Raw genomic sequence first — 14221 nt, 5'->3', positions numbered from 1 at the left:
CAAGCCGTCACGGTTCCCGCAGCGTCCAGGCGCCGTCTGCATACACGCGTTCCTCTCCAAGCCACACCGCGTCGGTCACCGCGAACACGTCGATGTGGTAGCGCGCGTCCTTGCGCTTGAAGCCCGGTTTCGGGTACACGCCGTGCTTGGCGCCGAGCGACAGGTGGATGCCGCACATGCGCTCGTAGGTGCCGATGTCGTCCACGCGGCGCTCGCGCGTGAAGGCGCGGTTCATGCCGAAGCCCAGTTCGCGCACCCAGACCTCGCCCTCGTCGGCACGGATGATGTCGAGCACGCGCTGGAATTCCGGCGTGGCGTTCTCGGTGCCGACGACGCGCCCGCGTTCGACGACGATGGTCACCGGCGTGGCCGGGCGGTTCGACAGGTAAGCCGTGTCGCCGAACACGTGGATCTGCGCGCGCCCGTTCACGGCTTCGAGGTCCAGCGCCTCGGTAAACACTTCGCCGATGGGGAACTGGCCGCCGACATTGTGCATTTCGCTGTAGTCGCCCACGTTCAGCTTGGCGGGTTCGAAACGGGACGCGAACACCAGCTCCTCGCCGCCGCCGCAGATGCGCGCGCCAGGCGCGGTGTCGATACGGCTTTTCAGGGCGCGGCCGACGCCGCGGAAATAGGCGGGGTCGTAGGCCAGCGCGTCGATATAGTGCTCGCCCTGCACGCCCGGCATGCGCGACAGGTGCACGTGCTCGATCACTTTCAAACCCAGTTTGAACAGTTCGACACGGATGCGGAAGGCCTCCAGGCGGAAGTTGGTCGACTGCACCAGCACCACCGGGTCTTTCGGCGCCAGCTGGCGGAATCGCGCCAGCACCTGGTCCGCTGCCACGCTGTCGAAGTCGACGAACTCGGCGTCCGGCAGGTTGCGCCGGTAAGCCGCCAGCAGCGCGCGCGCCAGGCCGGTGCGGGTGTCGTAGACCACCAGCGCACGCTGGCCGGGGCCGTGTTCGATGGCGATGGCGAGGACGTCGCGCAGGTGGCCGGTGGCGGCATCGACGGTGGACGGCGGCAGGTCGGGTGTGGCGGGGAGGGGAGCGGTGGACATGGCGGGAAGACGAGGCGAGCGGACGGTTGACCCGGCATTATACGTTTCCGCCATGCCGCCCGGTGCAGGGCGTCTCCACATTCACGCCGCCACCGGTGCCGGCAGCCACCGGTGCATGGCCAGGATCGCCAGCGGCACCAGCAGGGCGGCGAAACCCACGGCCAGGCAGGCGAACGCGGCACCTGCGCAGCCGGGGGCAAAAGCCAGTACGGGCCAGTAGAACTTGGCGCAGCCACGCCAGCGACTTGATGCGGATCAAAGTCGCGCCAGCCGATGCCGGCGGTGGCGGTCCGTGCTACCCCGTGAACGGCGCGCCGCCGGCACGGGCGCGGCGTTATGATTTAGACAGCAATGCCGCTCTCGCTGCGAGGGCGGCATGCATATCTCACCGGCGTCGAACACACGCGTCACGACAAGCGGAGCGCAATGGCATACAAATGGGAAACGCCATCCAGCGTCTGGCTGGAGGACGAAACGAGCGGGCAATTCGCCCTGCAGACCAGCGAAGGGCTGGGCCAGATCGACTGGCAGGCGCATGCGCGCGGCCGGCTGCCCGACGTCGCCCACCTGCTCGGCGCCTCGCTGCCGGGAAGCTGCGCCCATGCCCCGATCTACCCCGAGGGCTTCGCCTTCTGCCCGACCTGCGGCGCGCCGCTCGACAAACTGCAGGGACGCACAGTCCGCCAGCCCGACTGGTGGGGCGCCTATGGCGACCTCGCCCTGCCGCGTCATGTGCCGCATGGGCTGCCCGTCACTTCGCTGGCCCCGGGCGACTTCACGGAAGAGCGGCCGGCGGCGCCCGCCATCGGCCGCGCCGAGCTGGCCATGCCGGCGCCGCCCAACGCCCATTGCGTCTTCATCGCCGGCAGCTACGGTTTCCCCGAACCGCGCCTGCTGGCGCTGGCGCCCGGCCGCGGCGTGCTGCAATACTGGGATCCGCTGGCCGGCCTGTGGCATGTGCTGGGGGCGGAAGAGGCGGGCGCCGACCTGCGCTTTTCCGCCGGCGCCTATCGCTGGTTGCCGACCGCGAATCCGGCGCGCGGCGAAGTCGGCATCGTGCCGCTCGATACCGGGCTGTCGCGCCTGTGGCTCAATCCCGTGAATGAGACCTACCGTCTCGAACTCCTGTTCGCAGGGCAGCTCGTGTCGAGCCCCGGCGTGATGCGGCGCCAGGTCGGCTGCCTGTACGTGGAAGACGGCGTGCTCAACCTGCTCGACGCCCAGCTCGATTTTGTGAACGGCGTCACCTTCGACTGCCCGGATGCGCCCACCTCCGGCTGGTCGGCCCCGATCGGCTACGACAACCGGCTGTTCTGGCTGCATGCCACGGGCCAGCTGGTGTGGCGCCCGGGCGAGGCGCCGCGCTGGACGCCCTGGCCACGCGGCTGGACCCCCAAGCTGGACTTCGGCGGCCCCACGCAGAGCCGCGACGGCCGCCTGTGGCACATCGGCCATGACGGCCAGGCCTATTCCTTCCTCGAACTCGGCGCCGACAATCCGCAGGTCGAGCCCATCGACGGGGCGCGCCTGGGCTTTGCCAACCTGCTGTTCCGGCGCGGCCATCCGGTGCTGGACGAACCCTGGGCGCCCGAGCACGTGGAAGACATCATCGAAGACGATTCCCTGGTGCTGCCGCTGCTGCGCAGCTTCAATAACAACCGCGCCCAGCCGAGCGGCCTGGTACTGCGCTTCCACAAGTACACGGGCCGCGCCGAGGAAGCCCTGGCCGGACGCACGATCCCGCGCACCACGGTCGAGTGGATCGGCAAGCGCAACGTCATCCTCGACGACCTCGCGCGCCTGGCGCGGCCCCTCGAATGCGTGCCTTTCGTGTATGCCAATGCGCTGTGGCTGCACCACCCGGACTGGAACGTGGTGCGCGGCTGGCGCCTGGAAGACCTGTCGTGATGGCGGCCTGGCGTCGCAGGCTGCTGCATGCCTTCGCCTCCCTGGCGCTGCTGTGCGGCGTGGGGGGCAGGCCCGGGCCGTGCCGCAGGTATTCCCCGGTGCAGAACTCGGGCTGGATGGAGCCTTTCTACAGCGACCCGGCATCGTCCTTCAAGCCGCTCGTGACCGAACTGGCGCTGGCCGTGGCGCAACCCGGCGACGCCACGGTGCTGGCCGCCTTCAACCAGTCGCAGCCGGGCGCACCGTCGCCGCGCGCGCTGGTCTCGAGCACGGTCGGGGCGGGAACGCGCGCCCAGGTCACCAGCGCGCTGGCAGGGCTCGATACCGCCCGCAAGGCCGGCGGCGCGCTGGCCGACACCGACCTCGGCGAAGCCGTGGGCGCGGCCATGACGCAGGCGCTGGGCGGCAAGGACGGCATCGTCTGGCTGGTCACCAACAACCGCAACAGCCCGAACAACGACCAGGCGACGGCCCAGCGCAACCGCGAATTCTACGAATTGATCCACCGGGGCGAGGCGATCCGCGTCGCGCTGGCCTTCCCGCTGCGCATGCCCGTGCAGGGGAAGCACTACCACGCGAATGGCCTGATGGTGTACGCCTTTGCCATCGGCGCCGGCGGCAAGGCCGGGATCGAGCGCCTGCTGGCGAGCGGCGCCATCGCGAAAGTGATCACCGAGCCGCCGGCGCGCCTGAAACCGCTCGACCGCGATACCGTGCGCCTGGTGCCGCGCAAGGTGGAGAACGCGCCCGGCGTGCGCTTCGCGCTGGCACCGAACGGCGTGCTGCGCGCCGACGTCGCCCCCGGCGCCACCGCCCCCAGCGCGAAGGTGAGCTGGAACCTCGAGAACACGATGTACCCGTACACGATCACGAGTGCGGCCCTGAGCGCGCGCTCGAAGCTCGGCGGCGAGGACCGCGGCGTCAGCCTCGGCAGCCAGCACGTCAATGCGCTGGCGCCCGGCAAGCCGCAGCCCTTGAGTTCGACCCTGCAGCTGCCGACGGCGAACCTGCCAGGCAAATGGTCGCTTGCCGCCTTGAAGTCCGCCGGCTCGGCCTACGTACTGCCGGGGACGATCGAGGTGCACCTGCTTGAGCAGAAGCTGGCGCTGTCGCAGGGTTTTCGCGCGCGCATGGCCGAGCTGTTCCCGGGCGACCCGCTGCCCGAGATCTTCACGCCACCCGCGCGCATCCAGGCTTCCACGGCGACCCTGCCGATCGAGGTGAGGGTGCACTACGGCTCCGGGCCGCTGCTGGCCGCGGGGGCCGGGCTGCTTGCCCTGCTGGCGCTGGGCGCTGCGGGCGCCTGGGCCTGGATGCGGCCGCGCCAGGCCCCGGTCACGGTCGAGGACGAACTGCGCACGATGCGCGGCCGTGCCGGCACGGTGCAGCCGATCTACGACAACGCGGGCAGGGAAGTGGCCCGCCTGAAGACCACCCTGTTCGGCCACCAGCTGACGGACCTGCGCGAGGGCGCGCAAGTGCGCCTTGGCCGCTGAGAACACAACCGGATTTCGCTCCTACTTACGCTGCTACCTGAGGAACCACGATGCGCGACACCCCAGTGACCCTTGCCCAGGCCGACCCCGGCTTCAAGCTCCCCGACGACAAAGCCAAGCCGGACGATCCGCAACCGAAGACCACGCCCGACAGCGCCACCACCGGTGCGATCGAGGTGGCACCGGCGCCCCTGACGCCAGCCACCGACACCTCCACGCGCGACCTTGCCATCGGTGCGATCGTGTTCCTGGTGCTGCTGGTCGTGTACTTCTTTGTCCGCAACGCCTACGTGCACCACCTGGTGGTGCGCCGCGTCGCGCCTTCGACCGCGGGCAGCGCCGGCTGGCTGCTGTTCGTGGGACTGGCCTTCCTGTCGGCGGCGGCGGTACTGGCAATCATCAACGCCGCCAAATACCTCACCTTCGGCGTGACCGGGCCGCTGGTCATCGTGGGACTGGTCGCACTGATCGCCGCGCTGTTCATCGGCCGCCGTTAAAGAACGAAAGAAAGACATGGCAGACATCCCCACGCTTGACAACATCAACCGCAAGTCCGAGCTGAAGGTCGACCTGCGGCCTACGCTGTTCATCGGCGCCGGCGGCACCGGCATGGAAGTCATGATGCGCATCCGCCGCCGCATCCTGTCGGCCGTCTGGAACCGGCACCATCCGACCCGCGTCGAATCGATCCACGACTTCCCGGTCGCGCGCTTCCTCCACTTCGACCTCGATTCGAACGCCGTCATCGACGAGGGCAAGTCGCAGCGCACCGACCCCTGGTTCGAACTGGTGAAACTCACTGACGAGGAGCGGCTCGTGGAGCCGCTTGACCTGCCGCAATACCACGAGTCCGACGACAGCCTGGCACGCTTTCCGCTGATTGAATCCTGGATGCCGCTGCGGCCGAAAAAGCTGCGCGCGCTCGGCATCGACCCGTCGAAAGGGGCGGGACAGATCCGCTCGGTGGCGCGTTTGTACCTGTTCGACAAATACCCGAAGCTCCGTGGCCGCATCAAGGGCGCGCTGAATTTCCTGAGCAGTAATGCCGGTATCGAGCGCAAGGAAAACTACCAGCGCCTCGGCCTGCAGGTCGATACCTCGAAGTTCCGCATCGTCGTCATCGCCTCGAACGCGGGCGGCACCGGCGCCGGCAGCGCGATCGACCTGGGCTGGATGGCCAAGGCCATCGCGCGCCAGGAAGTGGCCGACAGCCAGGTCGACCTGGTGATGTTCATGCCCTCGGGGTTCGCCAAGGCCAACAAGGAGAGGACCGAGGCGAACGCCTACGCTACCCTGATGGAACTGGAAACGACGATGCGCGACATGAACGCGCAGGTCAAGTGGATGGACCCGGACAGCATCACGGGCCGGGGAGCTCCTTTTGATGACGTGTACTTCGTCGATAACGCGAACCTGGCCAACAAGGCCACGCAGGACGTCAAGGATGTCTACCAGATGGTGGCGGACACCCTGTTCGAGGATTTCGCTTCCGCCGATTTCGCCAACCGCAAGCGTTCCGTCGCCGTCAACCAGCAGCAGCACAAGCTCGGCCCCTACAACCCGCGCGTGCCGGAAGCCCGCTTCGGCGACATGCGCCTGTCGTATTCGAAGGTGTATTCGGCCTTCGGCCAGTCCGTGCTCGATACCCAGCAAAGCCTGCGCGAAGACATCCGCGCGTATGAGCTGGCGGCGCTGATGGTCAAGGAATTCTTCGGCCTGGTGGGGCGCGACGGCCTGCTGGCGCGGCGCGCCGGCGACGGTGAACGCGACAGCTTCATGCGCGAGCAGATGGACATGCGCGAGCTGCCTTTCGACGAATTCCCCGATTTCAAGAAGGGAACCGTGGACGTCGCGCCCTTCCAGGAATACGCGCTCACGGGTTTGCTGCTGCGCGACCGCGAAGGACGCTCGCTGCTCGAGCGCGTCGAAAGCAAGGTGCAGCTCGAGATGGACCGCATCATGGCCGCCTTCGACATCAACCAGTGGCGCGAACGCGTGGCCGAGCTGCTGCCGAACCTGGAGCGCGACGCCATCCGCGAGGCCGGCGCCACCGCCGAGACGAGCGAAGACCGCATCAAGCGCCATACGGTCGAACTGACCGGGCGCCTGAAGGAGCGCGTGCGCGAGCGCCTGTACGCGCTGCTCGACGACCGCAAGCAGGGCGGCCTCGAATTCGTGCTCTCGCTGCTGGAGCAGGTCAAGGCGCGCCTGCTGCAGCGCGACCTGGCCCATGCCGAGCGCAACGGCCGGCGCTACCGCGACATCCGCGACGCGCTGCGCACGCGCCAGGTGGAAGAATCGCTGGGCAATTTGTCGCAGGCTGCCGGCCGCCTGTTCGGCAAGGGAAGCGCAGGCCCGCGAAGTCATGGCGCACCTCAAGCGCGACATCGCCGACTACCTGCGTTTCCACCTGCTGGCCGTCAGCGCGGCCCAGTCCATCGAAGTCATGCGCAACATGTCGGCCTGGCTGGGCGAACCGCAGGCGCCGGACGAATACGGCAACGCCCAGTGGAGCGGCATCGCCGGCGAATTCCGTGAAGGGCGCCGGCATGTGCAGGAAATCCTGCAGGCGGTCGACAGCCGCATCAGCCAGCTGCGCGCCGATGCGCGCCAGGAGCACGCCACCTACATCAAGCTGGCCAGCGACGTGCAGCCGGCGCCCGTGCGCCTGACCGGGGACGTGAGCGCCTGGAGCGAGGAGGTGCTGCTCGAATTCGGCGGCTCGCGCCAGCTGTTCCCCCAGCTGGGCGATGAGCGCACACGTGCCGACCTGTTGCTGAAACTGTTCCGCCGCGCCCAGACCCAGCTGTCGAACAGCGAGCTGGCGGGCGCGGAACCGGTCGATCCGCTGCTCGAGCGGCTGAACGCCATGCAGCCGGCGGAGCGCGCGCGCGTGTTTGCGGAATGGATCAGGAGCGCCATGCCCTGGGTGAATGCCCGCTTCTCGGCCGAGTTCACTCCGAATGCGGACCAATTCAAGTGTTTTATCGGAGTGGGTGATGCCGCGGCTTGGCGCAGGATGGAAGCGGAAATCCGCGCCGCGGTGCCGACCGGGTACTTCCACGGCGACCTGGTCTCGATCGTCAACACCGGCATGCCGGGGCGCGCGGTCTGCTACATCGAGCTGTCGGGCTACCCGATGACGGTGCTGCGCGGCCTGCCGACCTGGCGCGCCTCGTACCAGATCGAGAACCCGAAGATTCCGACCCACCTGCATTTCGACGCCACGCGCTTCCGCCATCCGATCTCGCCGTCGATGGACGAACTCAACCGCCTGGCGGACGATTACGAGTGGTTCCTGCAGGCGATCGCGCTCGGCGTCGTGCGCCGCAAGGTGGACGCGGGCGACCGCGAAGCGGCCTTCCAGCCACGCGGCCAGTACCTGTTCGAAGTCGAACCCGGGTCGGGCGAGTGGCTGCAGATCGGGAACGAGTTCGCGATCCGCTCGAACGGCTTGCCGCCTTACTACCGCGAACAGGTGATCAATGCGGTGCGCAGCCGCGCGGGAGGCCTCGGCCCGCATCAGCTGCTGCTGCTTGCCGCCCTGATGCGCCACTACCAGCAGCGTGTCTACGAGCCGCGCCTCGAAACCGACGAAACCGGTGCCCAGCTGCCGTCCCCGTCGCTGCCGAACATCACGGCGCGGCGCCTCTACGATGCCTGGTTCCGGCGCGCCCGCGCGACCGACCCGAATCTCGGGCCGGAAGCACTCGACGCCGCGCTGGCACGGATAGCCGAGTGGACCGACAGCGTGCCCGACTCCTCGCAGGACGCCTACAGCTGGGAAGTCGAGCGTCCTGTCGACAAGCGCATCCTCAAGGCCGAGCTGCTGGTCCAGCGAGGCGCGCGGCGCAAGTGCTCGAACGCGGCCGCCAGACGGCGGTCATTCCCGATCCGCCGGCCGCGCCAGCGGTGCGCCACAAGCTGTTCGTGGCCGGCGTCCAGCGCGGTCCGTTCGGGCTCGACGAGATCCGCGTCCTGCTGGCGCGCGGCGAGATCGATTCCACCACGCGCGCCCGGGACATGGCGCAGGATCCGAAGTCCGGCAAGTGGGGCACCGTGGCCGACATTCCGGGCCTCTATGGCGCGATGGACGGCGCCATTCCCGATCCGGACGACGCCATTCCGGACCCGCAATAAGGGAGCACCGTGCGAGACCGGGCAATGACCCGTTGTATCGATGCCGCCTGCGGCCGCCTGCTGGCGCGCCGGGTGAACTTCTGCCCGTATTGCGGCGCGGCGCAGCACGACGATGCGGTGCGCGCGCCGGCGCGGCATGCGGAGGCCTCCCGTCCGACCGGGCCGGATGCCCTGCGCGAGACGACGCCTGCCGGCATGCTGGCTGCCGCGGCGGCGGCCGTTCCCGATCACAGGTCGGCTGCCATTCCGGCTGCCGGGGCGGAGTCGACCGCGGCTGCGCCTGCCGCCGAACCCGGGCCAGCCACGCCGGAGCCGCCGCTCGCAGGGGCGGGCGCGCCGGGCCCGGCCGCGACGCCAGCGCCGCCCGCGGCCGCACCGCGCCGCTGGCAGCCGCAGCAGGCCCCCGGCGCCGCCCCGGCGCCATCGGCGAAGGGGCGCGCCAGCCCGTGCGCCTGCGCTGGTGGCTGCTGGGGCTGGCGCTGGTGTGGGCGCTCTGGCTGCTCGTCAATCCGGCGAAACGGCGCATCGAAGGCCAGATGGACGAGGCGATCGCGCTGGCCACCGACTGCAAGCCGCGGGAGGCCCAGAGCGCCCTGATCGCCCTCAGGAAGACCAAGGCGACGCCGGAACAGCTGCAGCAAGTGCAGCGCGCCCTCAATGACGCGGGTGCGGCGTGCACGCGCAAGCGCCAGCGCGACAAGGCCTGGCGCGAGGCGAAGGACGCGGTCGAGTCGGCGCTCGGCGCGTCGTCGGCCGACAAGGCGCGCCAGCGCTTGCGCGCCTTTACCCGGCGCTGGGGCGAGGACGACGAGACGCGCGCGCTCAAGGCCGACATCGACGCGCGCTCGCCCGAACACCGGCGTGCCGACGAGGTCGAATGAGGGCGCGGCGACGATACAAGCTCGCGAGCATGCGTTTTCGGCAAGGTGTATGCTTGCGGAAACACGGTCACGGGAGCGAATCATGAAGACGACAACCCCTGTTCGGCGTGCCGCTGCTGGTGGCGCTCGCGTGCGGCCTGGCCGCCGGCTGCGCGCGCGAGGACGAATCCATGGGGCCGGCGCAAAAGGCCGGCAAGGTAGTGGACGAGGCTGGCCAGAAGGTGGCCGGCGAACTGCGCGCACCGCTCGACAAGGCGGACGAGGCGGCCAGGCAGGCGGTCGAACGGGCCGACGCCGCGCGCGAACGCCTGGCCGAACGCACCGAAGCGGCGCGCGCGAAAATCCACGATGCGACCGCCGAGGCGGAACGCGGACTCGAGAAAGCCACCGGCAAGGTGGGGGAAAAGGTCGAGCGCGCCGGCGAGAAGATGCAGGAAGCGGCGAACTGAGTCGACGGGATGCTTGCGGCCGGTATGCGGTGCGGGCTGTGGTTGAACGCGTAGGCAGGGGACCTGCCTACCCTACGGTGATTGCTGCGGATGCGCGGTGCAGGCGGTACTTGAACGCGTAGGCGGGAGACCCGCCTACCCTACGTGATTGCTGCGGATGCGCGGTCCAGGCGGTCCTTGAACGCGTAGGCGGGGGACCCGCCTACCCTACGTGATTGCTGCGGATGCGCGGTCCAGGCGGTCCTTGAACGCGTAGGCGGGGGACCCGCCTGCGCGACGTTCATGCGCTGGCGCGCAGCTCCGGATACCCGCCCGCGACGATCGCCATGTCGACCTGGCCTTCGCGCCATGCCTGTTCCAGGTTCTGCTCGATTTCTTCCATCGAGGTGTTCCCGCTCTTGGCGAAGCCGCGCACGCCGTAGGCGCGGTTGCGGCCGTGGCCCTTGGCCATGTACAGCGCCATGTCGACGAGGTTGACGGCGCGTTCCCACGGCAGCGAGATGCCGTTCGGTGCCAGCGGGTAGGGCGCGTAGCCGATCGACACGTTCGCCGACAGCGTCATGTCGCCATACTGGATCTTGGTGTCGGCGATGCCGTTGAGCAGGCGGCGCGCCACTTCGTCCAGGCCATTGCGCGGGATCGAGGGCAGGAAGGCGAGGAATTCCTCGCCGCCCCAGCGCACGATCATGTCGGTCTCGCGCAGGATCTCGCGCAGGCTCTCCGACATCTTCACCAGCACCGCATCGCCGGCGCCATGGCCCCAGGTGTCGTTGATGTGCTTGAAGTGGTCGACGTCCATCAGGAACAGGGCGCTGACCATCTCTTCGCCCGAGGTGCCGGCGCCGCGCTTCTCGACTATCACTTTTTCGCTGCGCTGGTGGCCGCGCATGAAGTCCTGGAAGTGGCGGCGGTTGTACAGGCCCGTGAGCGGGTCGCGCACGCTCTGCTGCTTCAGTTCCTGGTTCTTCTCGTGCAGCTGGGCGTTCGCATGGCGCACCTTGCGGTACAGCATGCCGACCACGACCGCGGCCAGGGCGAACACCACGGCCAGCAGCCACCAGACCCGCTGCTGCAGGCGGCGGTTGGCGATTTCGGTCGACTTCACCTGGTTTTCCGTCTTGAGCAGTTCGATCTGGCGCTGCTTCCTGTCGGCGTCGTATTTTTCCTGCAGCTCGAGCATGGCTTTCTGGCGCCGCTTCTCGAACAGTTCGTTCGAGATCGATCGTTCACGGTGATACGCCTTCACCGCACCGGCAAAGTCGCCGGCGCGTTCGAGCGCATCGCCGTACTCGATCAGCACGTCCTGGATCTCCGGCTTGTTTTCCGTTTTCTCGTAGATCGCCAGTCCCTGCTCGAAACTGCGCTTGCCCTCGGCAAGGTGGCCGCGCGCGATCTGCACCTGGCCGATGTTTACCTGGGCCGTGGCGACCAGCACCTGGTCATTGAGCGCTTGCGCCGCCTTCAGCGCCTGCAGGCTGTATTCGAGTGCGTGCGCATAGTCGCGCATCTTCAGGTAGCAGTCCGACAGGTTCACCAGGGAGTAGGGAACCGAGGACTCGGCGCCGATCTGGCGCTGCAATGCCAGCGCCTCCAGCTGCGCCTTGAGGGCACGGTCCATCTGGCCCGTTTCGACCGCGAGGAAGTATTCGGTCGACTTGAGCGAGGCGCGGCGTCCGGGCGAAGCGGTCTTGGAGGCGATCGCCATGGCTTCCGAGAGCGCGGCAAAACCCTTGTCGTACTCGTGCATCTGGGCGTACAGGTTCGCCAGCGAATCGAGCACGATCGCTACCTGCACTTCCTTGCCGTGCTGGCGCGCATAGGTCAGGGTACGCTGCATGCGCTCCAGCGCACGGGGGAAGTTGCCTTCCTCGCCGTAGGCCTGCGAAGACGTGAGGCCGATGCGGATGAGCAGTTCGGCGTTCTTCGAGTCCTTTGCCAGGCGCTCGGCCTCCCACACGAGTTCGTGCGACTGCGCCTGCTCGTTGCGGGCGAAAACGAGGTAGGCCTTGTGCAGCAGTCCGCTGGCAAGGATGTCCTTGTCCTGCTCGGCGCGTCCGAGCGCGATCAATTCTTCGCAGTAGGCCAGGGCCCGGTCGAACTTGCCCAGCCAGGTATAGGCCGAGCACACCTCGGTCAGGATCTCGACCTTGTTGGCACGCGAACCGCCGCGCGCCTCCGGCTCGATCGCCAGCAGCAGCGGCAGCGCGCGTTCCGGCACGAAGCGGTTGATTTCGCGCAGTTCGAGCAGGCGCGCATCCAGCGTCGCGGGAGCCTGTCCCCATGCGCAGCCCGATGCCAGCAACAACGCAGCCAGCAGTGCCGCAGGGCGACGGCTTGACGGTCTCTTCTTGCTTGCTGCTGACATAGGCATTCTCTCGATGTAACGGCCGGCGCGCTGTTTTTCACGCAGGTCCATCTGTCATTATATGCCTGTTGCAACACAGAAACATCCGTTTTTTCAATGCGATATCGCAAAAATACGACGCAGGAATGTCAATGTTGGCGTTCAAATATCGTTACAGCCCGTCCCGGTCCCGTTTCACACTGCAAGTTGTTGTAGCAAATACAAGCGCTGGTACAAGCCGCCTTCGATGCCCATCAGTTCGTCGTGGCTGCCCGCCTCGCTGATGCGGCCGTGGTTCAGCACCACGATGCGGTCGGCGTCGCGGATGGTCGAGAGCCGGTGGGCGATGGCGATGATCGTGACTTTGCCGCGCAGTTCGTCGAGCGCCTGCTGCACGATCTGCTCGGTGGCGCTGTCGATGCGCGAGGTCGCCTCGTCGAGCAGCAGGATGCGCGGTTCGCCCGCCAGTGCGCGCGCGATCGCGATCAGCTGCTTCTGGCCCGAGGACAGGCGCGAGCCGCCTTCGCCGAGCGAGGTGTCGTAGCCCTGTTCCAGGTCGGCGATGAAGTCGTGCGCATGGGCCGCGCGCGCGGCTGCCTCGATACGCGCCTGCGGCAACCCACGGCCCATGTCGATGTTTTCGCGCGCCGAGGCGGCCAGGATGAAGGGATCCTGCGGTACCAGGCCGACCTCGTTGCGGAAGGCCTCGTTGTCGATGCCCGCGATCGGCTCGCCGCAGATCTCGATGCGGTCATGCTCGGCCGGGTAGTAGCGCAGCAGCAGCGACAGCAGGGTCGACTTGCCGCTGCCGGTGTGGCCGACGATGCCGAAGAAGGCGCCTTGCGGGATGTCGAGCGAGACCTCGTGCAGGACGTTCTGGCCGGGAACGTAGGCAAAAGCTCAGGCCGCGCACGCGCACGGCCGGGGCGCCGGGATGGGCCGCGCGGGAGGGCTCGGCCACCCCGCGTGGGGCTTTTTCCCTCGTGTGTTCGGCGGCGCCGGGTTCGTCGAGCAGCGCGGCGACGCGTGCGGTTGCCACCACCGCCTGCTGCAGGCCGCTGAACTGCATGGTGATCTGGATGAGCGGCTCGACCACGCGCGCGATGTAGCTGATGAAGGCATACAGCACGCCGACTTCCACCGCGCCGATCTGGCGCTGGCCGAAGCTGAAGATCACCACCGCCAGCAGGATCACATTGAGCAGGTCGAGCGCCGGGCGCAGCAGCAGGGCGTTGGCGGTGAGTTCCTTGATGCGCGCCTTGTAGTGCGCCTCGTTGGTGACGCTGAAGCGCTCGCCGAAGCGGTTCGCGGCATTGCTCGACTGGAGCACCGTCATGCCGCCGATCGATTCGGCCATCTGGCCGTTGATGTCGCTGCGCAGGCTGCGCGCACGCGTGACGGCCGGCGCCGACATGCGCTGGTAGAGCCAGACGATGGCCAGCACCGCCGGCAGCAGCGCCAGCACGATCAGCATCAGGCGCCAGTCGAGCCAGGCCATCGCAATCGAGGTGCCAATCAGGACAATGGTGGAATCGAGCAGGACGAACAGCACCTGGATGTAGAGCTTCTTGACGGCCTCGGTGTCGTTGGTGACGCGGCTGACCAGCTGGCCGGTAATCGCCCGGTCGAAAAACGCCATCGGCAAACGCAGCACGTGCCCGTACACCCACTCGCGCAGGCGCTGCACCGAGCGCATCGCCATGCCGGACAGGCGTACCAGCTGCAGATAGCGCAGCCAGGGACGCCGCCCAGCCCGAGAGCAGGGCGCCGCCCAGCAGCAGGGCCATGCGCGTCCAGTCGGCGTGACGGGGAATCAGGTAGTCGTCGATCAGGGCCTTGCCGAGGATGGGGCCGAGCACCTCGAGCGCAGCGGCGAGGATCAGCCACAAGGTCGCCCAGGCCAGCTGGCGGCGGTCCGGCCAGGCGGCACGGCGCAGCAG

At 68.2% G+C, this 14221-nt stretch carries 8 protein-coding genes and 1 pseudogene; 6 read left to right on the top strand and 3 right to left on the bottom strand.

Features of this window, described 5'->3' with window-relative positions; all coding sequences use genetic code 11:
* Positions 1–7: 7 nt before the first annotated feature.
* Positions 8–1063, bottom strand: coding sequence for a hypothetical protein (locus G4G31_RS23950; RefSeq protein WP_182989687.1), 1056 nt, complete (start codon positions 1061–1063; stop codon positions 8–10).
* Positions 1064–1489: 426 nt separating this feature from the next.
* On the opposite strand from G4G31_RS23950, the gene G4G31_RS23945 reads away from it, so the two are divergent.
* The 6 genes from G4G31_RS23945 (at position 1490) to G4G31_RS23920 (ending at position 9937) form a co-directional block, all read left to right on the top strand.
* Positions 1490–2971, top strand: a complete 1482-nt coding sequence (locus G4G31_RS23945; RefSeq protein ID WP_182989686.1) for a hypothetical protein — start codon at positions 1490–1492, stop codon at positions 2969–2971.
* The gene (locus G4G31_RS23940) at positions 2971–4467 is read left to right on the top strand and encodes a hypothetical protein (RefSeq protein WP_182991906.1); all 1497 of its coding nucleotides are present in this window, start codon (positions 2971–2973) and stop codon (positions 4465–4467) included. The genes G4G31_RS23945 and G4G31_RS23940 overlap by 1 nt, the downstream gene beginning before the upstream one ends.
* Positions 4468–4517: 50 nt before the next feature.
* On the top strand, positions 4518–4964 hold the full coding sequence (locus G4G31_RS23935; protein WP_182989685.1) for a hypothetical protein: 447 nt from the start codon (positions 4518–4520) through the stop codon (positions 4962–4964).
* Positions 4965–4980: 16 nt separating this feature from the next.
* Positions 4981–7005 (top strand): tubulin-like doman-containing protein, encoded by a 2025-nt coding sequence (locus G4G31_RS27260; protein ID WP_229425221.1) that lies wholly within the window; start codon positions 4981–4983, stop codon positions 7003–7005.
* 2048 nt (positions 7006–9053) lie between these two features.
* On the top strand, positions 9054–9488 hold the full coding sequence (locus tag G4G31_RS23925) for a hypothetical protein (RefSeq protein WP_182989684.1): 435 nt from the start codon (positions 9054–9056) through the stop codon (positions 9486–9488).
* Between the two features lie 107 nt (positions 9489–9595).
* Entirely contained in the window at positions 9596–9937 is a 342-nt protein-coding gene (locus G4G31_RS23920) for a hypothetical protein (RefSeq protein WP_182989683.1), read from the top strand.
* 280 nt (positions 9938–10217) lie between these two features.
* On the opposite strand, the gene G4G31_RS23915 is transcribed toward G4G31_RS23920, so the two are convergent.
* Both G4G31_RS23915 and G4G31_RS23910 read right to left on the bottom strand, forming a co-directional pair.
* Positions 10218–12302 (bottom strand): GGDEF domain-containing protein, encoded by a 2085-nt coding sequence (locus G4G31_RS23915; protein WP_182989682.1) that lies wholly within the window; start codon positions 12300–12302, stop codon positions 10218–10220.
* A gap of 174 nt (positions 12303–12476) precedes the next feature.
* Positions 12477–14140 (bottom strand): annotated as a pseudogene (locus tag G4G31_RS23910) (ABC transporter ATP-binding protein).
* Between the last annotated feature and the right edge of the window lie 81 nt (positions 14141–14221).

Source organism: Massilia sp. Se16.2.3 (assembly GCF_014171595.1).
Lineage (GTDB): Bacteria > Pseudomonadota > Gammaproteobacteria > Burkholderiales > Burkholderiaceae_D > Telluria.
This window is presented reverse-complemented; position numbering and strand designations above follow the sequence as displayed.

What these genes read in the sequence shown, in the direction of transcription:
- G4G31_RS23950 (WP_182989687.1), bottom strand. Translation starts at nt 1,063, where the DNA reads ATGTCCACCGCTCCCCTCCCCGCCACACCCGACCTGCCGCCGTCCACC.
- G4G31_RS23945 (WP_182989686.1), top strand. Translation starts at nt 1,490, where the DNA reads ATGGCATACAAATGGGAAACGCCATCCAGCGTCTGGCTGGAGGACGAA.
- G4G31_RS23940 (WP_182991906.1), top strand. Translation starts at nt 2,971, where the DNA reads ATGGCGGCCTGGCGTCGCAGGCTGCTGCATGCCTTCGCCTCCCTGGCG.
- G4G31_RS23935 (WP_182989685.1), top strand. Translation starts at nt 4,518, where the DNA reads ATGCGCGACACCCCAGTGACCCTTGCCCAGGCCGACCCCGGCTTCAAG.
- G4G31_RS27260 (WP_229425221.1), top strand. Translation starts at nt 4,981, where the DNA reads ATGGCAGACATCCCCACGCTTGACAACATCAACCGCAAGTCCGAGCTG.
- G4G31_RS23915 (WP_182989682.1), bottom strand. Translation starts at nt 12,302, where the DNA reads ATGTCAGCAGCAAGCAAGAAGAGACCGTCAAGCCGTCGCCCTGCGGCA.